20 protein-coding genes are annotated in these 20,879 nt (G+C 71.2%); all 20 read left to right on the top strand.

The features are described from left to right. Nucleotides 1–72 precede the first annotated feature (72 nt). The 20 genes from OHA21_RS18600 to OHA21_RS18505 all read left to right on the top strand — a co-directional run bounded on the left by OHA21_RS18600 (nt 73) and on the right by OHA21_RS18505 (nt 20,873). Complete coding sequence (locus OHA21_RS18600; protein WP_328475319.1) at nt 73–1,659, top strand: ABC transporter substrate-binding protein; 1,587 nt, start codon at nt 73–75, stop codon at nt 1,657–1,659. Nucleotides 1,660–1,713: 54 nt separating this feature from the next. Beyond that, nucleotides 1,714–2,673 carry an ABC transporter permease gene (locus OHA21_RS18595; RefSeq protein ID WP_328475318.1) on the top strand — a complete coding sequence of 320 codons (960 nt, stop codon included), beginning with the start codon at nt 1,714–1,716 and terminating at the stop codon, nt 2,671–2,673. Beyond that, the gene (locus tag OHA21_RS18590; RefSeq protein WP_328475317.1) at nt 2,673–4,598 is read left to right on the top strand and encodes a dipeptide/oligopeptide/nickel ABC transporter permease/ATP-binding protein; all 1,926 of its coding nucleotides are present in this window, start codon (nt 2,673–2,675) and stop codon (nt 4,596–4,598) included. Before OHA21_RS18595 ends, OHA21_RS18590 begins: the two co-directional genes overlap by 1 nt. Further along, nucleotides 4,591–5,598, top strand: coding sequence for an ABC transporter ATP-binding protein (locus OHA21_RS18585; RefSeq protein WP_328475316.1), 1,008 nt, complete (start codon nt 4,591–4,593; stop codon nt 5,596–5,598). Before OHA21_RS18590 ends, OHA21_RS18585 begins: the two co-directional genes overlap by 8 nt. Further along, nucleotides 5,595–6,563, top strand: a complete 969-nt coding sequence (locus tag OHA21_RS18580; RefSeq protein ID WP_328475315.1) for a dihydrodipicolinate synthase family protein — start codon at nt 5,595–5,597, stop codon at nt 6,561–6,563. The genes OHA21_RS18585 and OHA21_RS18580 overlap by 4 nt, the downstream gene beginning before the upstream one ends. Continuing rightward, the gene (locus OHA21_RS18575) at nt 6,560–7,483 is read left to right on the top strand and encodes an ROK family protein (RefSeq protein ID WP_328475314.1); all 924 of its coding nucleotides are present in this window, start codon (nt 6,560–6,562) and stop codon (nt 7,481–7,483) included. The genes OHA21_RS18580 and OHA21_RS18575 overlap by 4 nt, the downstream gene beginning before the upstream one ends. 123 nt (nt 7,484–7,606) lie before the next feature. After that, a complete protein-coding gene (locus tag OHA21_RS18570; RefSeq protein WP_328475313.1) occupies nt 7,607–8,305 on the top strand; it encodes a putative N-acetylmannosamine-6-phosphate 2-epimerase in 699 nt (232 codons plus the stop codon). A gap of 178 nt (nt 8,306–8,483) precedes the next feature. Then, on the top strand, nt 8,484–10,154 hold the full coding sequence (locus OHA21_RS18565; RefSeq protein WP_328475312.1) for a sensor histidine kinase: 1,671 nt from the start codon (nt 8,484–8,486) through the stop codon (nt 10,152–10,154). Nucleotides 10,155–10,245: 91 nt separating this feature from the next. Beyond that, nucleotides 10,246–10,464 carry a hypothetical protein gene (locus tag OHA21_RS18560; protein ID WP_328475311.1) on the top strand — a complete coding sequence of 73 codons (219 nt, stop codon included), beginning with the start codon at nt 10,246–10,248 and terminating at the stop codon, nt 10,462–10,464. Nucleotides 10,465–10,651: 187 nt separating this feature from the next. Beyond that, complete coding sequence (locus tag OHA21_RS18555) at nt 10,652–11,536, top strand: fructosamine kinase family protein (RefSeq protein WP_328475310.1); 885 nt, start codon at nt 10,652–10,654, stop codon at nt 11,534–11,536. A gap of 72 nt (nt 11,537–11,608) precedes the next feature. Beyond that, nucleotides 11,609–12,883, top strand: coding sequence for an ROK family protein (locus OHA21_RS18550; protein ID WP_328475309.1), 1,275 nt, complete (start codon nt 11,609–11,611; stop codon nt 12,881–12,883). A gap of 296 nt (nt 12,884–13,179) precedes the next feature. Then, nucleotides 13,180–14,481 carry an ABC transporter substrate-binding protein gene (locus OHA21_RS18545; protein ID WP_328475308.1) on the top strand — a complete coding sequence of 434 codons (1,302 nt, stop codon included), beginning with the start codon at nt 13,180–13,182 and terminating at the stop codon, nt 14,479–14,481. A gap of 29 nt (nt 14,482–14,510) precedes the next feature. Then, the gene (locus OHA21_RS18540) at nt 14,511–15,431 is read left to right on the top strand and encodes a carbohydrate ABC transporter permease (protein WP_328475307.1); all 921 of its coding nucleotides are present in this window, start codon (nt 14,511–14,513) and stop codon (nt 15,429–15,431) included. 12 nt (nt 15,432–15,443) lie between these two features. Beyond that, complete coding sequence (locus tag OHA21_RS18535) at nt 15,444–16,277, top strand: carbohydrate ABC transporter permease (protein ID WP_328475306.1); 834 nt, start codon at nt 15,444–15,446, stop codon at nt 16,275–16,277. Between the two features lie 68 nt (nt 16,278–16,345). Continuing rightward, nucleotides 16,346–17,413: a Gfo/Idh/MocA family protein gene (locus tag OHA21_RS18530; RefSeq protein ID WP_328475305.1), complete on the top strand. Its 1,068-nt coding sequence runs from the start codon at nt 16,346–16,348 to the stop codon at nt 17,411–17,413. Then, on the top strand, nt 17,410–18,342 hold the full coding sequence (locus OHA21_RS18525) for a sugar phosphate isomerase/epimerase family protein (RefSeq protein WP_328475304.1): 933 nt from the start codon (nt 17,410–17,412) through the stop codon (nt 18,340–18,342). Before OHA21_RS18530 ends, OHA21_RS18525 begins: the two co-directional genes overlap by 4 nt. Further along, the gene (locus OHA21_RS18520; protein WP_328475303.1) at nt 18,339–18,653 is read left to right on the top strand and encodes a hypothetical protein; all 315 of its coding nucleotides are present in this window, start codon (nt 18,339–18,341) and stop codon (nt 18,651–18,653) included. The genes OHA21_RS18525 and OHA21_RS18520 overlap by 4 nt, the downstream gene beginning before the upstream one ends. Continuing rightward, nucleotides 18,650–19,519 (top strand): thioredoxin family protein, encoded by an 870-nt coding sequence (locus OHA21_RS18515; protein ID WP_328475302.1) that lies wholly within the window; start codon nt 18,650–18,652, stop codon nt 19,517–19,519. Before OHA21_RS18520 ends, OHA21_RS18515 begins: the two co-directional genes overlap by 4 nt. Beyond that, nucleotides 19,516–20,496 carry a sugar phosphate isomerase/epimerase family protein gene (locus OHA21_RS18510; protein ID WP_328475301.1) on the top strand — a complete coding sequence of 327 codons (981 nt, stop codon included), beginning with the start codon at nt 19,516–19,518 and terminating at the stop codon, nt 20,494–20,496. Before OHA21_RS18515 ends, OHA21_RS18510 begins: the two co-directional genes overlap by 4 nt. Then, entirely contained in the window at nt 20,496–20,873 is a 378-nt protein-coding gene (locus OHA21_RS18505) for a C-glycoside deglycosidase beta subunit domain-containing protein (protein ID WP_328475300.1), read from the top strand. Before OHA21_RS18510 ends, OHA21_RS18505 begins: the two co-directional genes overlap by 1 nt. Nucleotides 20,874–20,879: the final 6 nt, after the last annotated feature.

The raw sequence follows: 20,879 nt of genomic DNA, 5'->3' as shown, positions 1-20,879 counted from the left end.
GAGGCGCGCTCCTAAGGTACCGCATACGCAGTACGTCGGACGTAGGACGTCCTACATAACGAAGACTTGGGGATGACGATGGATGACAAGGGCCTGTCGCGCCGGAACCTGCTCCGATATGCGGGCCTCCTGGGCGCCGCCACCACGATCACCGCCGGCCTGGGCGCCTGCGGGGACGGCGGCGACTCCGCCGGCCCCGGCGGCAAGACCATCGAGGCGACCCTCGCGTTCACCCTGTCCAGCGGCTTCGACCCGATGAACGCCTCCAGCGCGGTCGCGACCACCGTCAACCAGCACGTCTTCGAAGCCCTGGTCGACCTCGACCCGATCACGCGTGAGCCGTACCCCGCACTGGCTTCTGCTTTGCCCGCAGCCGGCGCGGACGAGCTGACCTGGACCGTCACTCTGCGCGAAGGCGCGAAGTTCTCCGACGGCACACCGGTCACCGCGGACGATGTGGTGTGGTCGTTCCAGCGTGCGCTGGACCCGGCCAACAAGGCGCTGATGGCCGGCTTCATCACCTTCGTCGACACGGTGACCGCCAAGGACCCGAAGACCGTCGAGTTCAGGCTCAAGACGCCGTTCAGCCTGTTCCCGCAGCGCATCGCCGTCATCAAGATCGTCCCTAAGGCGAAGACCGGCGACGCCGCGGCCGCCAAGGCGTTCGACACCGCGCCGATCGGCTCCGGCCCGTTCACCGTGGTCAGCGCCAACGCCACCGCCGGCGTGGTGATGGGCGTCAACAGCCACTACAACGGACCCCGGCCGGCGAAGGCGAAGAAGGTCACGCTGCGGACCACCCCGGACAACACCGCCCGCCTCAACGATCTGCAGGGCGGGTCGTCGCAGGCGATCGAGGCGGTGCCCTACCTGGACGTGACCGCGGTGTCCGGCGGCAAGACGGTGGACGAGAAGCAGGCCTTCAACCAGCTGTTCCTGATGTTCAACTGCACCGCCGCGCCGTTCGACGACAAGCGGGTGCGCCAGGCGCTGCACTACGCGATCGACACGGACAAGCTGATCACCACGGCGCTACAGGGCCACGCCACCGCCGCCACCAGCTACCTCGACGAGGGCAACAGCGGCTACCAGAAGGCCGCGACCGTGTACGGCTACGACCCGGACAAGGCCAAGGCGCTGCTGGCCGAGGCCGGGGTCACCAACCTGTCGTTCGAGCTGGTCACCACGGACACCGCGTTCGTGAAGGACAGCGCCCCGGTGATCATCGACGCCTGGAAGGCGATCGGCGTCACCGCCACTCTCAACACCAACCCGTCGTCGGCGGTCTACGGCACCATCGTGCCCGGCGACGGCTTCCGGGTGCTGGCGGCCAGCGGCGACCCCACCGTCTTCGGTCCCGACACCGACCTGCTGCTGCGCTGGTTCTACACCAACGAGACCTGGACCAGGAGCCGGCACCGCTGGGCGGGCACGCCGCAGGCGAGCAAGTGCGCGCAGATCATCGACGACGCCGCGAAGAGCTCCGGCTCGGCGCAGAGCGCGCTGTGGAAGCAGGCGCTCGACCTGATCGCCGACGAGGCGCCGCTCTACCCGGTCTTCCACGCCAAGATGATCACGGCGTTCGATCCGGCCAAGCTCAAGGACTTCGCCGGCGCCGCCACCACCGGCCTCTACTTCCTCGGCGCCTCCCGCGGGTGACGTTCCGTGCGGCCGCTTCCCGGGCGGCCGCACCCGACAAGGAAAGGAGCGGCCGTGGACGCGTTCCTCGGCATCATCCTTCGCCGGCTGTCGGCGCTGATCCCGCTCATGCTCGGCATCATCCTGTTCATCTTCCTGGTCATGGCGCTCTCGCCGAACGACGCCGCGCTCTCGGTCCTCGGCGATCAGGCCACCGCCGAGCAGATCGCGGCGTTCAACCAGGCCAACGGCCTGGACCAGCCGCTGCTGGTCCGCTACCTGGACTACCTGTGGGCGCTGCTGCACGGCGACCTGGGCCAGACGTTCTCGCTGAGCGCCCCGATCAGCGGCATCATCGGCGACGCGCTGCCGGTCACCCTGCAGCTCACCGCCCTCGGTGTCGGGCTGGCCGTGGTGCTGGCCCTGGTCCTGGGCATCACCGGCGCGCTCTACCGCGACCGGTGGCCGGACCAGGTGACCCGGCTGGTGTCCATGGCCGGCATCTCGATCCCGTCGTTCTGGCTGGCCATCCTGCTGATCCAGCAGTTGTCCACGATCGGCGGCGGCTCGCTGCCCAGCGGTCACTACGTCGCGCCGTCGGAGTCGGTGAGCGGCTGGTTCCAGCACCTGATCCTGCCGGCGGTCGCGCTCGCCGTACCGACCGGCTGTGCCCTGGCCCGCGTCGTGCGTACCTCGATGGTGGAGGAACTGGACCGCGACTACGTGCGGACCGCGGTCGGCGCCGGGCTGCCCCCGGTGGTCGTGGTCGGGCGCAACGTGCTGCGCAACGCCCTGCTGACCCCGCTGACCGTGCTCGGCCTGCAGGTCGGCTACCTGATCGGCGGCGCGGTGATCATCGAAACGATCTTCACGCTGCCCGGCATGGGCACCCAGATCATGAGCGCGGTCCAGCAGAACGACATCGGCCTGGCCCGCGGACTCGTCATCACCATCGCGCTCGGCTTCGTCGTGGTGAACCTCGTCGTCGACCTGCTGTACCTGGCGGCCAACCCCCGCATGCGAGGAGCACACTGATGATCGCCGCATTCCGGCGGCTGCCGTTGACCGCCCGATTCTGTCTCGGTTTCCTCCTTCTCGTCGTCGCGGTCGGCATCGCCGCGCCGTGGCTGATCCGCCACGATCCTACCCAGGTCGCGCTCGCCGCGCCGTCGACCGGCCCGAGCGGCGAGTTCTGGTTCGGTGTGGACCGGCTCGGCCGTGACGTCTACTCCCGGCTGATCGCCGGAACCCCACGCTCGCTGATCGTCGGGTTCGGCTCCGCCGGCCTGGCGCTGCTGGTCGGCGCCCTGCTCGGGGCGGTCGCGGCGACCAGCCGCCGGGCCGTCGACGAGACGGTCATGCGGCTGCTGGACGTCGTGATGGCGTTCCCGACGATCGTGCTCGCCGCGATCCTGGTCGTCGCGTACGGCAGCGACAGCGTGCCGGTGCTGGTCGGCGCGATCGGGTTCGTCATGATCCCGCAGATCGCCCGGCTGGTCCGGGCCAACGTCGCCGCGCAGTATCAAGAGGACTACGTCGCCGCGGAACGGGTGATCGGCGCCGGGCGCCGGCACATCCTGATCCGGCACGTGACCCGCAACTGCGCCGCGCCGATCCTGGTCTACGCCACGATCATGGTGGCGAACGCGATCGTCTTCGAGGCCTCGCTGTCGTTCATCGGCGGCGGCCTGCAGCCCGAGGCCGGCGCGTCGTCGTGGGGCAGCGTCATCGCGTACGGCCAGCAGATGCTCGCCAGCCGCGGCTGGTGGGCGACGTTCTTCCCGGGCCTGCTGATCCTGATCACCGTGCTCTGCCTGAACATTCTGGCCGAAGGCATCTCGGACGCCTGGGCGGCGCCGGCCGCCCGGCGGCGCGCCGGCAGCGGACCGGTGGAACACGAGATCGTCGCCGCCGAGCGGGAGTCCGGTGTCGAGCTTCCCGGCCTGGCGCAGGCCGCCGCGCGACTGGCGGCCACCGCGCGCCCGCCGGTCACCGCGCCGCCGATCCTGTCCGTGCGCGACCTGCGGATCGGTTTCGCCGGCAGCCACCGCGGCGTCGACATCGTCGAGGACGTCAGCTTCGACGTGCGGCCCGGCGAGGTGCTCGGCCTGATCGGCGAATCCGGCTGCGGCAAGTCGCTGACCGCGCTGACCGTGATGGGCCTGCACCCGCGCGGCGCCCGCACCGGCGGGCGCATCGAGTTCGCCGGCACCGACCTGCTCACCCTCAGCGGCGCGCAGCGGCGTCAGATCATGGGCCGGCGGATCGCGATGATCTATCAGGACGCGCTGTCCGCGCTGAACCCCTCGATGACCGTACGGGCACAGCTCAAGCAGGTCATCCGGCGCGGCGGCACGCGTACGGCCGGCGAGCTGATGGATCTGGTCGGCCTCGACCCCCGCCGGACCCTGTCGTCGTACCCGCACGAGCTGTCCGGTGGGCAGCGTCAGCGGGTGGTGATCGCGATGGCCCTGGCCCGGGACCCGCAACTCGTGGTCGCCGACGAGCCCACCACGGCGCTCGACGTCACCGTGCAGGCCCAGGTCATCCAACTGCTGCTGCGGCTGCGCGCCGAGCTCGGCTTCGCCCTGATCCTGGTTTCGCACGACCTGGCCCTGGTCAGCGACGTCTGCGACCGGATCGCGGTGATGTACGGCGGCCGCATCGTCGAGGAGGGCCGTACCCCCGAGGTGCTGGCCGCGCCGACCCACCACTACACCCGCGGGCTGCTCGGCTCGGTGCTCTCGCTGGAGGCGCAGGCGCCCCGGCTGGTCCAGATCCGCGGAACCGTGCCGTCCCCGGCGGACTTCCCGGCCGGCTGCCGGTTCGCCGACCGCTGCCCGCACGCCACCGCGGTCTGCGCCACCGAGCGCCCGCCGCTCGCCGAGGTCAACGACCACCTGGCGGCCTGTCATCACCCCGCGCAGATCGAGGCCGGAAAGGTGGCCGTCCATGACTGAACAACGCCGCGAGCCGCTGGCCGAACTCAGCGGCGTCAGCGTCGAGCACCGCGCGCCCGGCGGCTCGGTGTTCAACCGGGCCCGCGTGCACGCCCTCACGAAAGCCGACATGAGCGTCGCGCCCGGGGAGACGCTCGGGGTGGTCGGCGAGTCCGGCTGCGGCAAGTCGACCCTGGTCAAGGTCCTCGTCGGATTACAACGGCCGACCCATGGCACGGTACGCGTCGCTGGCGCGGACATCTGGTCGCTGAGCACGTCCCGGCGCCGGCAGCACATCGGCAGCCGGATCGGCATGGTGTTCCAGGACCCGGCCACCTCACTGAACCGGCGGCTCAGTGTGGAACGCATCATCGCGGACCCGCTCGACGTACAGCGCTGGCGCAGCCCGCGTGACCGGCAGCTGCGGGTGACCGAACTGATGGACCTGGTCGGCCTGCCGGCCTCGGCCCGCGACGCCCTGCCCAGTCAGATGTCCGGCGGCCAGCGGCAACGCGTCGCGATCGCCCGGGCGCTGGCCCTGGAACCGGCGCTGGTCGTCGCCGACGAGCCCACCTCGGCGCTGGACGTGTCGGTGCGCGCGCAGATCCTCAACCTGCTGCTCGACCTGCGCACCCGGCTCGGCCTGGCCATGGTGTTCGTCTCGCACGACCTGCAGACCGTGCGGCGCGTCGCCGACCGGATCCTGACCATGTACCTGGGCCGGGTCGTCGAGGAACTGCCGGCCGGGCGCATCGAGCACGGGCGTCACCCGTACACCCAAGCCCTGTTCTCGGCCGCGCCCGGCCTGCTGCATCCCATGCGGCCGGTCCCGCTGACCGGCCCGGTCCCCTCCGCCGTGCATCCGCCGTCGGGCTGCCCGTTCCGCACCCGGTGCTGGCGCTCGACCGAGGTCTGCGCGACCGAGATGCCGCCGTACGCCACCGACGCCGACGGCCGTTTCCGCTGCTACCACCCGATCACCGACCCCTCGGATCTGCCCCGCCTTCAGGAGCTCTCATGACTGCCACCGCCACCGCCCACCCCTCGCCCGCCGGCGCCGTCGCGCCGCCGCTGACCGGTGTGGTCCCTCCGGTGTGCACCCCGCTGACCCCGGACTTCGAGGTCGACGTCGACTCGCTGCTGCGGCTCGTCGACTTCCAGCTCGCCGGTGGCGTCGACGGACTGTTCATCCTCGGCTCCTCCAGCGAGGTGGCCTTCCTGCCGGACGGTCACCGCGCGGTCGTGGTCGACGCGGTCCTGCGCCACGTCGCCGGGCAGGTGCCGGTGCTGATCGGCGCGATCGACATGACCACGATGCGGGTGCTGGATCACGCCCGGCGGGCGGCCCGCGCCGGCTGCGCCGGCATCGTGGTCACCGCGCCGTTCTACACCCGCACGCACCCGGCCGAGGTGGAGCGGCATCTGCGGCTGATCGCCGAGAAGTGCGAAGCTCCCGTGTACGCCTACGACCTGCCGGTCTCGGTGCACACCAAGCTGGAGCAGGACATGCTGCTGCGGCTGGCCGCCGATGGGGTGCTGGCCGGGCTGAAGGACTCCACCGGCGACGACGCCGGAATGCGCGACCTGCTGGCCGCCCGCAACGACGCCGGGCTCACCGGGTTCAGCGTGCTGACCGGTTCGGAGCTGACCGTCGACAGCGCCCTGCGCGCCGGCGCCGACGGGGTGGTGCCCGGCCTCGGCAACGTCGACCCGCACGGCTACGCGGCCCTCTACCGGCACGCCCGCGCCGGCGACTGGGACCAGGCCGCCCGCGAGCAGGACCGGCTGCTGCGCCTGATGCGCATCGTCCGGGCGGCGGCGCCGGCCCGGATGGGCCGGGGATCCTCCGCGCTGGGCGCCTTCAAGACGGCGCTGCAGCTGCGCGGCGTGATCAGGCACGCGGTCACCGCCCCGCCGCAGATCCCGCTCGACGAGGCGGAGACCGACTACGTGCGGCGGCTGCTGGTCGCGGCCGGGTTGCTGTGAGCACGTCTTCGCTGGTCGCGGCCGTCGACATCGGCGGCACGAAGATCGCTGCGGCGCTGGTCGACGAGGCCGGCGTGATCCGGGACCGGGTGCAGGTGAGCACGCCGTCCGGTGCCTCCGCGATCCTGTGCGTGATCGCCGAACTCGTCGACGGCCTGCGTGCGCACGCCGCGCCGCTGGCGCTCGGAGTGGGGGCGCCCGGCGTAATCGACAGCTCGGCGGGAGAGGTGCGGTCCGCGACCGAGATCGTGCCCGGCTGGGCCGGCACGCCGATCCGCGCCGAACTCGCCGGCCGGCTGGGCCTGCCGGTCGCGGTCGTCAACGACGTGCGGGCCGCCGCACTGGGTGCGGTCCGTGACCCGGCGCTGCGTGACTGCCCGGACGTGCTGCACGTCTCGGTCGGCACCGGCGTCGGGGGAGCGCTGATCCGAAACGGTCGTCTGGTGGCGGGCCCGCACGGCTCGGCCGGGGAGATCGCGCACCTGCTCGTGCCGCAGCGGGGCGCCCTCGCCTGCGGATGCGGCCGCGACGACCACCTCGAGGCGGTCGCCGCGGGACCGGCCATCGCCGCCTTTCATTCTCGGGCCACCGGTTCCGCGGCGCTGCCGCTCACCGAGGTGGCCGCCCGGATGCGGGCCGGTGACGAGGACGCCGGCGTGGCCATCCGGTCCGCGGGTCGCACGCTGGGCCGGGCGCTGGCCGGGCTGGTCGCCGCCGTCGACGTGGACGCGGTGACGCTGGGCGGCGGCGTGGTCCACGGCATTCCCGAGTTCGCCGTGACCGTCGGTGAGGCATACCGCGCCGAGGCGCTTCCGCCCCTGCGATCCGTGCCGGTCCTGGTATCCCAGGCTGGGCCCGACGCACCCTTGCTCGGCGCCGCACAGTTGGCCCGCACCCTCGTGCCGGAGGCGGCCTCATGAAGCACGCCCGGGCCCCTCGGTTCGGGGGCCGGCCGCATGAAGCACGCCCGCGTTCCCTCGGTTCGGAGGTGGCCGTATGAACCGCGCACACGCCCGTATGAATCCCGGACCGGAGGCCACCGCATGAACGCCATGAACCGCGCCCGGTTCGCCGAGACAATCCGTGGCAGCCTGATCGTTTCCTGCCAGGCCGGCCCCGACCATCCGTTGCGGGACTCGCCGACCATCGCCCGCCTCGCCCGGGCCGCGGTGCTCGGCGGGGCCACCGCCGTGCGGTGCGGGGGAGTGGGCGGCATCGCCGACGTCCAAGCCGTCGCCGACGCGGTGCCGGTGCCCGTCATCGGTCTCACCAAGCGCGGCACCTCCGGCGTGTTCATCACCCCGACGGCAGAGGACGCGCTGACAGTGCTCGCGGCGGGCGCCACGGTCGTCGCCACCGACGGCACCGGCCGCCCGCGGCCGGACGGCGCGCCACTACAGGTCACGATCGACGCCGTACACGCCGCCGGCGGCCTGGTGATGGCCGACGTCTCCACCACCGCCGAGGGGATCGCCGCAGCGGCGGCCGGCGCCGACCTGATCGCCACCACGCTGTCCGGCTACACCCCGTACACCCCGGCCCCCGAAGGCCCCGACCTCGCCCTGGTCAAGGCGCTCACCGCGGCGCTGCCGGAGGCGCTGGTCGTGGCCGAGGGCCGCTACCACCGGCCGGGACACGTCCGGGCCGCGCTGGACGCCGGGGCGGCGGCCGTGGTGGTGGGTACCGCCATCACCGACCCGGCGTGGATCACCGGCACGTTCGCCGCGGCGACCGATCGTTGAAACCCGGGACGAGCCGGCCGGCCAGTGGCTCCTGCTGCGTCCAGCCGGTGCTGGGCAACGGATGCGCGATCCGCTGAGCTGATGGTCAGGCCCAGCGGCCATCACCTGGATTCCGGCGAGCCCGGCGGTGACGCACGGTAGCGTCAAGTCCGGGGGAATCTGTGATCGGTGGGGGGCGGTGGCCGTGGACCCCGAAAGCAGCGCGGGACGCTCAGAAGAGGGTTCGGTACGCCGGGGTCTGTGGGTCTACGCGATCACGGTGCTAGCGGTCACCCTGGCCCTGGCGCCGATGGCTGACACCCGTCTCACCGTGCACCCGAACCTGATCAACGCGTTCTTCGTCCTCATGGCGTCGGCCGATCTTCTGACCGCGCACCTGCTGATGCAGCAGTTCCTGGCCGGCGCCCGGCTGGCGACGCTGGGCCTGTCCTCGGCGTATCTCTACTCAACGCTGCTGATGGTGCCGTACGGCATCGTCTTCGCCCAGATACAGCGATCGGGGAGCGGTTCACGGTGGGCCGAGGTCAGCGGGCCGTGGCTCTTCCTGCTGCTCATCGGCGGTTTTCCGGTTCTCGTCGCGGCGCAACAGTACGTCGTCGCAAAGCTGCCGCCCCGATTGAGCGGGCTTGCCCTGACCCGGCGGCGGGCCGCCGCCGCGGTCGCGTTCGCCACGGCGCTCGCTCTGGTGGCCGCCGTGACCGGAATGGTCGTCGGCGCGGACTGGCTGCCCCGGATCTATCAGAGCGGTACCCCGACCGTGGCCGGTCGATGGGCGGTGGGTGCGGCGCTGTCGGCCGCGGCGATCAGCCTGCTGGCCGTGGTCAGAAGTCTGCGCCATCGACCACCGGTGGAACAGTGGGTGGTGGTGGCGATCAGCGCGTCCATGGCGACCGGAATCCTGTTCCTGGCCGCCCCGTACCGTTACACGGTGGGCTACTACGTGGCCCGGATCACCCTGCTGATCTCCTCCGGGGTGGTGCTGTGGGCGCTGCTCGCCGAGACCGCGGGTCTCCATCGCCGGCTTTCCGCGGCCCACCAGGACCTTGACCGGGCGCACCGCGAGCTGAGCCGCCGGGCCGAGCATCTGGCCGCCGTCAACCGGGAACTGGAGGCGGCGGGCGCCTGGAAGAGCGACATCATCGCCACACTCACCCACGAGATCAACCAGCCTTTGACCGTGATCTCGGCCTACTCCGAGGAACTGACCCAGGAATGGGCCACTCTCAGCGACGACGAACGCCGCGCTGCCGTGCAGGCGCTGGGCAGCCGGGTCGACCAGTTGCTCGACATGGCCGCGCACCTGCTGGCACTTTGCCGCGCCGAGCCGGGCGCGATCCATACCCAGCCCGTCGCACTGCCGGTGGAGCGGGTGCTGGCCCGCGTCGCCGACAACCTGACCAAGCAGGCCCGTGCCCGGGTCAGCGTCGACTACGGCCCGCCCGGCACAGCCGTGTTCGCCGACCCGGTGCACACCCACGAGGTGCTGACCAACTTCATCACGAACGCGGTCAAGTACAGCCCCGGCGACATCCACGTGTCGGCGGGCCTCGACGGGGTGGGCAACGACGTCCTGTTCACCGTCACCGACGAGGGCAACGGGGTGCCACCGGACTTCGTCGAGCACCTGTTCGATCGCTTCACCCAGGCCGACCAGTCCGGAGCGCGAACCGGCGCCGGGTTCGGGCTGTACCTGTCGAGGTTGCTCGCCGAGGCGAATCACGGCCGGGTCTGGTACGAAGACGTCGTCCCCCACGGCAGCCGGTTCGTGCTGTGCCTGCCCTGCGTGCCCCGGAAGCCGGAGACAGCGCCTTCGCTGAACCTGGTGGACCGCGAGCTGCCCTCGCTCTGATGCCGGCGCGGCTTGGTAGGGCTGGCCCTACCAGAATCACGGGGTTCTGCCGCAATGCCCCGGAGGCATCGCCGTTGATGTACTCGGACTCATGCCATCTTCCATTGTCGCCACGGCAGGCGCGGCGCTTCCCGCCGATGTCAACGAGAACATGCACCTGCTCGGCGCATTGTTCGTCTTCGCGTGCGGTAACGCGGGATTGGTGGTCCTGGGATGCGCCCGCAAAAGCACGCTGCCGGCTCGGTTACGGCCGGCGACGCTGACTCTCGGATTGCTCGGAGTGGCCGGCAGCATCCTTTTCCTCGCGTAACAGGGGGCAGGCCTGGGCATCGGCGGAATGGAACGCGTCGCTGTCTTCCCCCTGCCGGTATGGGCTTGCTACGCCGGGTGCCTCCGCTACCTGACAGCGCGCCGGATCGCCGGAGACGCGAGCAGCAGAAGATAGCGCCGGGCGCCTACGATCTTGCGGACTGGCGGTGCGGACAGGAGGAGCCTTCGTGAGAGACCCGGCGACGTTCCTCCTCGACCGCCTGCATCGGGCCGGGATGGGCGATGCTGTCACGGTCGAGCCGGTGACGGGAGGGCTGGCGGCGGTCGCGGGCATCGCGACCCGCCGGGACGCGCCGCCGGTGTTCGTCAAGGCCTTCGCCGAGACGCCGGACAGTGACGTCTTCGCCGCGGAGGCCGACGGGCTGACGGCTCTGCGGGAGCTCGGCGGCCTGGCGACGCCCGAGGTGATCCGGGCGGACCGGGAGCTGCTCGTGTTGTCGGTGCTGCGGCCGCGGCCGCGCAGTGAGAGCTTCTGGGAGCAGTTCGCGCATGCGCTGGCCGGCCTGCATCTGAGTACGGTCCACCCGCGCTTCGGATGGCACCGCGACAACTGGCTGGGCCGCCGGCGGCAGATCAACACCTGGAGCGAGGACGGTTTCGCGTTCTTCGCCGAGCATCGGCTGCTGCGCTGGCTCGGGCAACCTCGCGTCGAGGCAGCCCTTGACGCCGGCTTCCGGGCGGCGCTGGAGCGGCTGTGCAGGCGTCTGCCCGAGCTGCTGCCGGACCGCCCGGCCTGCCTGACGCACGGCGACCTGTGGACCCAGAACCTCCTGGCCACCCCGGGCGGCCGGCCGGCGCTGATCGACCCGGCGGTGTCCTACATGTGGGCGGAGGTCGACCTCGCCCACGTGTGGTCCACCTCGCCGCCGCCCGAGGCGCAACGATTCTTCGCCTGCTACGCCGAGCTGACCTCGCTCGACGCCGGCTGGCAGGCCCGGATGCCGATCATTCAGCTGCGCCAGCACCTGGCCGTGCTGGCCCAGTTCGACGACGACTGGGGCGCGGCCGATCTGATCCGTGCGACGCTCGCCCCGTTCCGGACGCTGAGCTGACCGACGGCGAAGCCGAGCAGCGAGCGGTGCCGCTTCTGCATGCCATCGGAAGAAGTTGGCTAGTATGCGGCAATGGGTCGAATGGTGCCGCCGGGCAAGTCCGCCGAGCGATTGGACGGTCTGGCGGCCGTCGTGGACGCGATCCGCTCCGGTGACGGGGTGACGCAACCGCAGCTGGTGCAGCAGATCGGGCTCGGCCGCAGCGTCGTCTCGCAGCGGGTGGCGGAGCTGGAGGCGGCCGGTCTGGTCGCCGCCGCGGGTCTCGGGCCCTCCACGGGAGGCCGGGCGCCGCGCCGGTTGCGGCTGCGGGCGGAGGCCGGTCTGGTCGCCGGGGTGGCCTGCGGGGCCACCGGCATGGTCGTCGGCATCGCCGACCTGACCGGCCGGATCCTGGCCCGTGCCGAGGAGCGCATCGACATCGCCGACGGCCCGGAAGTCGTGCTGGCGCGCAGCGAGGAGCTGATCGACCAGCTGCTGGAGAAGCAGACCGACCCGCCGCCGCTGTGGGGGATCGGTGTCGGGGTGCCCGGCCCGGTGGAGTTCGCGACCGGGTTCCCGGTGTCCCCACCGATCATGCCGGGCTGGGACGGCTACCCGATCCGGGAACGGCTGTCGCGGCGCTTCGCGGCCCCGGTCTGGGTGGACAACGACGTGAACCTGCTGGCACTGGGCGAGCTGCGCTCGGATCCGGTGTACGCGGCGATCGACGACATGCTGTTCGTGAAGATCGGTACGGGCATCGGCGCCGGCCTGGTCTCCGGGCGCCGGCTGCACCGCGGCACCAACGGCTGCGCCGGCGACATCGGGCACATCGCGGTGGCACAGGCCGCCGAGATCGTCTGCCGGTGCGGCAACGTCGGCTGCCTGGAGGCGGTGGCCAGCGGCGCCGCCATGGCACGCGACGCCCGCCGGCTGGCCGAGACCGGGGAGAGCGCCCTGCTGGCCGGGATCCTGGCGGCGCAGGGCGACATCACCGCCGCGGATGTCACGGCGGCGGCAGACCGCGGCGACCCGGCGTCGCGGGCGCTGCTGGCGCGCACCGGACGGCTGGTCGGCGACACCCTGGCCACGCTGGTCAGCTTCTACAACCCGGGCCTGGTGGTGCTCGGCGGTGGCGTCGCGCAGGCGGGGGACTTCGTGCTCGCCGCGATCCGCGAGTCGGTCTATCGCCGGAGTCTGCCGCTCGCCACCCGTACGCTGCGGATCGAACTGTCGAATCTGGGCGAGGCGACCGGCCTCGCCGGCGCCGTGCATCTGGTGCTGGACGAGCTCTTCACGCCGGAACGCATGTCCGAATGGCTGCCGTTCTCGTCACCGGCCGGACGGCCGGAATTGGCCGGCGGCTGATCCACCGCGTCACCCCACCGCCGGCCGGCTCTCCCGCTGTCCGGCTCTTTCTGCTGCGCTGAGCAGGCACAACCCGGTCGGCAATCGCGCCAAGTGGCTCTCGTGAGGTCCCGATCATCGGTCAGAATTATGCCTGGCATCAGCGGTCTTTAGTCTTCATTTCGTTGACTTCTTCCGCTTGTCTGCAGAAGCTGGTGACAGCCGTCACGGCGGTGTCACAGCTCTGAAACAGAGCGTGGCTTCAGCGGCGAATCCCCTCGCGCCGCTCACGGAAGTCCGTCACGAAAGGCTCCGATATGACAAAGCAGAACTCCGGGATACGCCGCCGCCTCAGCGCCCTCGTGGCGGTACCCCTCGCCGGCGCTCTGTCGCTTTCCGCCTGCAGCACCAGCGGCGACGCCGGCGGCGACTCCGGCAGCGGGGACAAGCAGGGCTTCAGCTTCCTGTTCCCCACCTCGACGACCACCGAGAGCCCGTACGAGGCGCTCGCCAAGAAGTACACCGCGGAGACCGGCGTCGCGATCGACGCCCGCAAGCTCCCCAACGACAGCTACGGCACCTCGCTGCGCACCCAGTTGCAGGGCGGCAACGCCGCGGACCTGATGGTCGTCGCGCCCGGCCGGGGCCAGGACTACGCGGTTCTCCCGCTCGCCGAGGCCGGCCTGCTCGAGCCGTTGAGCGCCGGCTCCACCGCCGTCGTGCCGGATGCCTACAAGGCTCTGCTCGAGCAGGACGGCAAGACCTACGCGCAGCCGACCGACATCGTCCCGGTCGGCATCGTGTGGAACAGCGGCGCGGCCACCGAGGCCGGCGCCCAGTTCCCGGCCGACGCGACCGCGATGCTGAGCCTCTGCCAGGACCTGACGGGCAAGGGCAAGTCGCTGGTCGCCCTGGCCGGTTCGGCCCCGCCGAACGTCGGCCTGATGGCGATGTCGCTGTCGGCCAGCCGGGTGTACGCCCAGACGCCGGACTGGAACCAGCAGCGTGCCGACGGCAAGGTCAGCTTCGCGCAGGACGCGGGCTGGAAGGACGTCGTCGCCACCATCGAGCAGATGAACAAGGGCGGCTGCTTCCAGAAGGGCGCCGCCGGCGGTGGCTTCGACGCCATCACCCAGGGTCTGGCCCGCGGCACGTCGCTCAGCGCCTTCGCGCCGGGCGGCTCGGCCACCGAGATCATGAACAACGCCGAGGGTGTCACCCTGGAGATCCGGGCCTTCCCGCCGGCCGCCGGTGGTAAGCAGTACCTGCTGGCCAGCCCGAACTACGCCATGTCGATCAACGCCAAGGCGGACGCCGAGCAGAAGAAGGCCGCGCAGACCTTCCTGGAGTGGCTCGCCAAGCCGGAGAACGCGGCCGAGTTCACCAAGATCGAGGGCCAGGTGCCGATCAGCGGGGTCGAGGGCGCCGAACTCGCCCCGCAGTACGCCACGGTGAAGGACCTGCTGGCCGGCGGCGACTACGCCCCGCTGCCGAACCTGTCGTGGCCGAACCCGTCGGTCTACGACCAGCTGTCGAAGGGCCTGCAGGGCTTGATCGCGGGCCGCGGCGACGCCGCGTCCGTCCTCGCGGCCGTGGACAAGGCATGGGACAGCAAGTAGTCATGCCGGCGAGCACCGAGACTGAGACCGTGCGCGAAGTCTCTCCCGAACAGGGAGCCGGGGGCGGCGACATCCGCCCCCGGCGGGTCCGGCCCCTGATCTCGTACGGCCACTGGTGGTGGGCCCTTCCCGCGGTCCTCATGGTCGTCCTGGTCCACTACGTGGCCACGGCCGGCGGCGCGTTCTACGCCTTCACCAACTGGACCGGGGTCGGCGCGTTCGACTTCATCGGCCTGGAGAACTTCCGGAAGATCATCGACGATCCGACGCTGCTCGGCTCGCTGAAGAACACGCTGTTCCTGGCGTTCGGCTTCCTCGTCCTGACCAACGTGTTCGGACTGATGCTGGCGCTGGCGCTCAACCGGACCCTGAAGTCGCGGTACCTGCTCCGGGTGCTGATCTTCATGCCGGTGGTGCTCAGCCCGCTCGCGGTCTCGTACATCTGGAAGTTCATCTTCGACTTCAACGGCCCGATCAACCAGTTCCTCGGCTGGCTCGGCCGCGAGGACTGGCAGCGGCCCTGGCTGGCCGAGCCCGGCCTGGCGCTCTGGGCGGTCCTGATCGTGATGGTCTGGCAGACCACCGGCCTCGTCATGGTCATCTACCTGGCCGGCCTGGCCACCGTGCCGCCGGAGATCGAGGAGGCGGGCGCGCTCGACGGCGCCGGCACCTGGGGGCGGTTCTGGCACATCACGCTTCCCTCGATCCGCGCTTCCACGGCGATCGCCGGGACGCTCATGCTGGTCCAGGGTCTGCGGGTCTTCGACCAGGTGATGGCGCTGACCGGCGGCGGGCCCGGCGGAGCGACCGAGACGCTGGCGACCCAGGTCTACAAGGAGACCTTCGCGCTGAGCAACTTCGGATTCGGTGCGGCGCTCGCGCTGATGCTGACCGCCATCATCCTCGTCTTCTCGGCGCTGCAGCAGGCCGCCACCCGAGACCGCACGTAGGGAGGGGTTCACTTGTTCCGCTACACCAAGGCCACGTTCCTGCGTGAGGTGCTCGTCTGGATCGCCGCGCTGATCGGCCTGATGCCCTTCTACTTCCTGCTCGCCACCGCCCTCAAGCCCGACGAGGAGCTGCTGACCACGACGTCCTCGGCGCTGCCGAGCCGGCCGACGGTCGCCAACTTCACCGACGTGCTGACCACCAGCGGTGACAACAACATCCTGTTCAGCCTGGTCAACAGCGTGATGATCACGGTCGGGAGCATTCTCGGCCTGGTCGCGTTCGGCTCGTTGGCCGCGTACGTCCTGGCCCGCAGCACCCGCCGCTGGAGCTCGATCGCGTTCTACCTGTTCCTCATCGCGATCATCCTGCCCGCCCAGTTGGGCATCATCCCGCTCTACATCGGCGCCCGCACGATGGGCCTGGTCGGCACCCCCTGGGGCATGATCGTCCTGTACGCCGGCACGCTGATGCCGCTCGCGGTGTTCCTCTACGCCGGGTTCTTCCGGGCGCTGCCGCGTGACTACGAGGAGGCGGCCGCCATCGACGGCGCCGGCCCCGGCCGGGTCTTCCTGCGCATCGTGCTGCCGCTGATGGCCCCGGCCACCGGCACCGTGGCGATCCTGACCGGCCTGATCGTCTGGAACGACTTCTTCACCGCCCTGATCTTCCTGGGCGGCTCCGACTACCAGACCCTGACCGTGTCGATGTACTACTACGTCGGCTCCCTGGTCTCGGCCTGGAACAAGATCTTCGCCATCGTGATCATCTCGATGATCCCGATCCTCGGCTTCTACCTGTTCGCCCAGAAGAAGTTCATCCAGGGGTTCGCCGGCGGCGTGAAGTAGCTCTTCCCCCTCATTCCGGCCCACCTGCGACGTGGGCCTGGTCGAATGCACCCTGAAGGAGGCCGCAAGTGGCCGATCGCGTCCGTGCCGGCATCGTCGGCACCGGGTTCATGGGCGCTGTGCACGCACGCGCCATTCGCCGGGCAGGCGGCACCGTCGCCCGGGTCCTGGGATCGTCGCCCGAGTCCTCGCGGGCCGGAGCCGAGCGCCTGGACGCCGAGGCGTCGGTGGCCACGGTCGACGAGCTGATGAACGCCGACGACATCGACGTCGTCCACATCTGCACCCCGAACGCCACCCACGCCCCGCTGGTGCGGGCCGCCATCGACGCCGGCAAGTCGGTCGTCTGCGAGAAGCCCCTCGCGGTCGACCCGGCCGAGGCCGAGGACCTGGTCGAACGGGCCCGGGCCGCCGGGGTGACCGCGACCGTGCCGTTCGTCTACCGCTTCTACCCGACCGTGCGCACCGCACGCGCCAGGGTGGCCGGCGGGCAGACCGGCCCGGTACGCCTACTGCACGGCTCCTACCTGCAGGACTGGCTCGCCGAGGAGAACGACGACAACTGGCGCGTCGACGCGGCCGCCGGCGGCCCGTCGCGGGCGTTCGCCGACATCGGCGTGCACTGGTGCGACCTGGTCGAGTTCGTCACCGGCCACCGCATCGCCCGGCTCGCGGCCCGCACCGTGGTCGCCGTCCCGGAACGCAACGGCCGGGCCGTGACCACCGAGGACGCCGCCGTCGTGCTCTTCGAGACCGACCGCGGCGCCACCGGCACGCTGACCGTCAGCCAGGTCAGCCCCGGCCGCAAGAACCGGCTGTGGTTCTCCGTCGACGCGGCGGCCGAGTCGCTCAGCTTCGACCAGGAGAACCCGGAGTCGCTGTGGATCGGCGGCCGCGACGTCAACCAGGTGCACCTGCGCGGCGCGACCACCGAGTTCCCCGGCGTGCTGCCGGCCGGGCACCCGCAGGGCTACCAGGACTGCTTCGACGCGTTCGTCGCCGACACCTACGCGGCGCTGGCCGGCGGTCAGCCGGACGGGCTGCCCACCTTCGCCGACGGGCTGCGCGCGGCCCGGATCACCGCGGCCGTCCTGGAGTCGTCGCGGACCGCGCAGTGGGTGGAGGTCGTCTCGTGATCTTCGGGACGACGCTGTTCTCGCTGACGCCGCTGTGGCGCTTCGGCGCCACCCCGGTCGAGCTGCTGGAACAGGTCGCCAAGTGCGGTCCGGCGATCGAGGTGATCGGGCACCAGAGTTGGCGGGGCTTCCCGCAGCTGGACCCGGCGGACGAACGGGACTGGCGTGACGCGGTGGACCGGCTCGGGCTGCGGCCGGCGGCGCTGGGCGTCTATACCGATCTGTACCGGCACGCCGGCCGGGTGCTGAGCGAGGACGAGGCGTTCGACGAGCTCCTGCCGCAGATCGAGGCGGCCGCCCGGCTCGGCTTCCCGGTGGTCCGCGCAACCCTGGGCATGGCGCCCGGGCTGCTGCGGCGGGCTCTGGTAGCGGCCGAGGCCAACGGTGTCGTGCTCACGTTCGAGATCCAGGGCACCACCGCGCCCGACGCGCCGGCGGTCCTGGAGGTCCTCGCCCTGCGGGCGGAGACCGGCAGCCCGTACCTGGGATTCACGCTGGACTTCAGCCTGACCACGCCGGAGCTGCCGGGCGGGCTGCGCACCGCGCTGCTGCGGCTGGGCCTGCCGGGCGAGGCGGTCGACGCGGTGTACCGGGCCCGCGGGAGGATGGGCGAGGCGCTCGGCATCGTCGCGGGCAACCCGATGCAGACGATGCTGGTGGCCGGCGTCCTCGGCCGGTGCGGCACCACGCAGCCGGCCGACTGGGCGCATGTGCTGCCCGCTGTGGTCCACGCGCACGCCAAGTTCTGGGACACCGACCTCGAGACGGTCCGCGAACCGCACGGCGCCTGGATCGCCGCGCTCGCCGGGGCGGGATACGACGGCGCGGTGGTCAGCGAGTGGGGCGGCCACGAACTGCTCGAACTAGCCGACGCCGACCCGATCGCACTGACCCGCGCGCACCTCGACCTGCTGGAGGCTGTCGCATGACCATGCACGAAGGCATGCTGCGCCCCGGATGCGCCACCGTCCGCGACGGTCGTCTGGTCGTCGCCGTCCACCTGCCGTGGTACCGGTCGCTGCCGCTGTCCTGTGTCGAGTCCGTCGAGGTCAACGGCGTGCCCGGCGTGATCCCCGACGGCGGGACGTGGGACCTGCGCGATCCGATCGAGGTCAGCGCGCCGGCCGCCGGCGGCGAGATCGAGGTCAGCGTCGCGGTCCGCATCCCCTACATCCAGCAGGCCCCCGGCGTGCCGCTCGTGCAGCGCGCCACCGCCCGAACGGAGGTGACCGTCCGATGAGGCTCACTGTCGGTGACAAGGCGCCCGCTTTCACCCTTCCGGACACCGATGGCACGCTGGTCAGCCTCGCGCCCGCCGAGCAGGCGGCCACGGTGGTGGTCTTCACCGCCAACGGCTGCCCGTACGCCCGCGCCTGGCACGACCGGATCCAGGACGTGGCCCGCGACTACGCGGACCGGGGCGTCGTCGTCCTGCAGATCATCAGCAACGACGAGACCGGCGCGCCGCAGGACACCGCCGCCGTGATGGCCGCCCGGGTGGCCGGCGGCGAACTGGCCGGCCCGTTCCTGCGGGACGCCGCCCAGTCCACGGCCCGTGCCTACGGCGCCACCGCGACGCCCGAGGTGTTCGTGATCGACCGGGCCGGGTCCGTCCGCTACCACGGCGCCCCGGACGCGGACTACGACGACCCGGCGCAGAACGCGTCGTACGTACGCCAAGCGTTGGAAAGCGTGCTGACCGGAAGCGACGTGACCAGGCCGATCACCTCACCGGCCGGTTGCTCGATCAAGTGGCGGGTGGAGCTGCTCTGGTGGGCCGGCTGCCCCAGCCACGAGCAGGCCGCCGAGTTGCTGCGTGCGGTGCTCGCCGAGGCCGGGCGCACCGAGGTGCACGTCGCCGAACGCGAGGTGCACACCCCTGAGCCGGGTTTCCCGGGCTCGCCGACCTTCCACGTCGGCGGCGCCGACCTGTACGCCGACGACAGCCCGCCCGCCCTGGGCTGCCGCGTCTACACCCGGCCCGACGGCCGTTTCTCGCCCCTGCCCGACCGCGACGACCTGGCCGCCCGCCTGCGCGAGGCGCTCGCCCGCCCCTGGGACCTGCCGCACTGGGTCGACCACCGTAAAGAAAGGAAGACAGCGTGAGCATCAAGCGTGGCGTGAGCCTCTACTCGTTCCAGGAGGAGTACTTCCTGCGGACGCTGTCGCTGGAGGACTGCATCCGGGTGGCCGGGGAGATCGGCGCCAAGGGCATCGAGATCATCCCCGAGCAGTCGATCCCCGGCTACCCGAAGCTGACCGACGAGTTCGTGACCGACTGGTTCGGCTGGATGGACAAGTACGGCACGCACCCGGTGGCGACCGACCTGTTCCTGGACACCAAGCGCTACCCGAACCGCTGGCTGACCCTCGAGGAGCAGGTCGCCTCGGTGCACCAGGACATCGACATCGCGGTGAAGCTCGGCGCCACCATCATCCGGGCGATCATCAACACCCCGCCGGAGGTGATGGCGGCGGCCGCGCCGTACGCCGAGGAGAAGGGCGTACGCCTGCTGCTCGAGGTGCACGCGCCGTTCCACTACGAGCACCCGTGGATCCTGCAGCACCTGGAGGTCATGCACCGCACCGGCTCGCCGGCGCTGGGCCTGATGCCGGACATGGGCACCTACGTGAAGCGGTTCCCGCGGGTGGTCAGCGAGCGGGCCCTGCGCGACGGCGCGAAGCCGGAACTGGTCGACCTGATCGTCAAGACCTACGACGACCACGGCGACTCGCACGCGCTGATGGACATCGTGAACTACCGCGGCGGCGGCCCGGTCGACTTCGGTCTGGCCCGGCAGGCCACCCACTACATCTGGTCGGACCCGAAGGCGATGCTGCCGCACATGGGCCTGATCGGGCACATCCAGGCCAAGTTCTACGAGATGACCGAGGACCTCACCGAGTACTCGATCCCGTACGACGAGATCGTGCCGGTGCTCGCCGCGGGCGGCTTCGACGGCTACCTGTCCAGCGAGTACGAGGGCAACCGCCACATCCAGGACGTCTACCCGGTGGACAGCGTCGAGCAGGTCCGCCGCCAGCACGCCATGTTCGCCCGCCTTCTGGGAGAGGAAGCCTGATGTTCGACAAGTACATCGTCTGCGAGGAGGGCTTCACCGCCCGCGAGGACGGCGGGGTGGTCGAGGTGCGGATGCCGTACTACCGCGGCCTGACCCTGTCCATGGTCGAGGCTGTCGACCTGGTGCTCGACGGCAAGCCGGTGCCGTCCTCGCGCACCACGTTCACCGTGCACGGCAACACGTACACCTTCGACCAGCTGCCGCAGGTCACCGACGACCGCTGGGAGATGGGCGAACGCGCCCAGCTCGGCTTCACCACCGACGAACCGCTCGCCGCCGGCGAGCACGACGTCACCGTAGTCGTCCGGCTGCGGATCTCCTACATGCCCGTGCCGGGCGGTGGCCGCGACAGCAAGCGGCTCACCCTGGCGGGCTGATCCTCT

Origin of the sequence: Actinoplanes sp. NBC_00393, assembly GCF_036053395.1 — a bacterium.
Lineage (GTDB): Bacteria > Actinomycetota > Actinomycetes > Mycobacteriales > Micromonosporaceae > Actinoplanes.
The sequence above is the reverse complement of the archived record's forward strand: the minus strand, read 5'-3'. Positions and strand labels throughout refer to the sequence as shown.

Excerpts from the sequence above, each read along its gene's own strand:
- OHA21_RS18550 (WP_328475309.1), top strand. The coding sequence starts at position 11,609 with ATGGGTCGAATGGTGCCGCCGGGCAAGTCCGCCGAGCGATTGGACGGT.
- OHA21_RS18515 (WP_328475302.1), top strand. The coding sequence starts at position 18,650 with ATGAGGCTCACTGTCGGTGACAAGGCGCCCGCTTTCACCCTTCCGGAC.
- OHA21_RS18600 (WP_328475319.1), top strand. The coding sequence starts at position 73 with ATGACGATGGATGACAAGGGCCTGTCGCGCCGGAACCTGCTCCGATAT.
- OHA21_RS18560 (WP_328475311.1), top strand. The coding sequence starts at position 10,246 with ATGCCATCTTCCATTGTCGCCACGGCAGGCGCGGCGCTTCCCGCCGAT.
- OHA21_RS18570 (WP_328475313.1), top strand. The coding sequence starts at position 7,607 with ATGAACGCCATGAACCGCGCCCGGTTCGCCGAGACAATCCGTGGCAGC.
- OHA21_RS18520 (WP_328475303.1), top strand. The coding sequence starts at position 18,339 with ATGACCATGCACGAAGGCATGCTGCGCCCCGGATGCGCCACCGTCCGC.
- OHA21_RS18590 (WP_328475317.1), top strand. The coding sequence starts at position 2,673 with ATGATCGCCGCATTCCGGCGGCTGCCGTTGACCGCCCGATTCTGTCTC.
- OHA21_RS18505 (WP_328475300.1), top strand. The coding sequence starts at position 20,496 with ATGTTCGACAAGTACATCGTCTGCGAGGAGGGCTTCACCGCCCGCGAG.
- OHA21_RS18585 (WP_328475316.1), top strand. The coding sequence starts at position 4,591 with ATGACTGAACAACGCCGCGAGCCGCTGGCCGAACTCAGCGGCGTCAGC.
- OHA21_RS18580 (WP_328475315.1), top strand. The coding sequence starts at position 5,595 with ATGACTGCCACCGCCACCGCCCACCCCTCGCCCGCCGGCGCCGTCGCG.
- OHA21_RS18545 (WP_328475308.1), top strand. The coding sequence starts at position 13,180 with ATGACAAAGCAGAACTCCGGGATACGCCGCCGCCTCAGCGCCCTCGTG.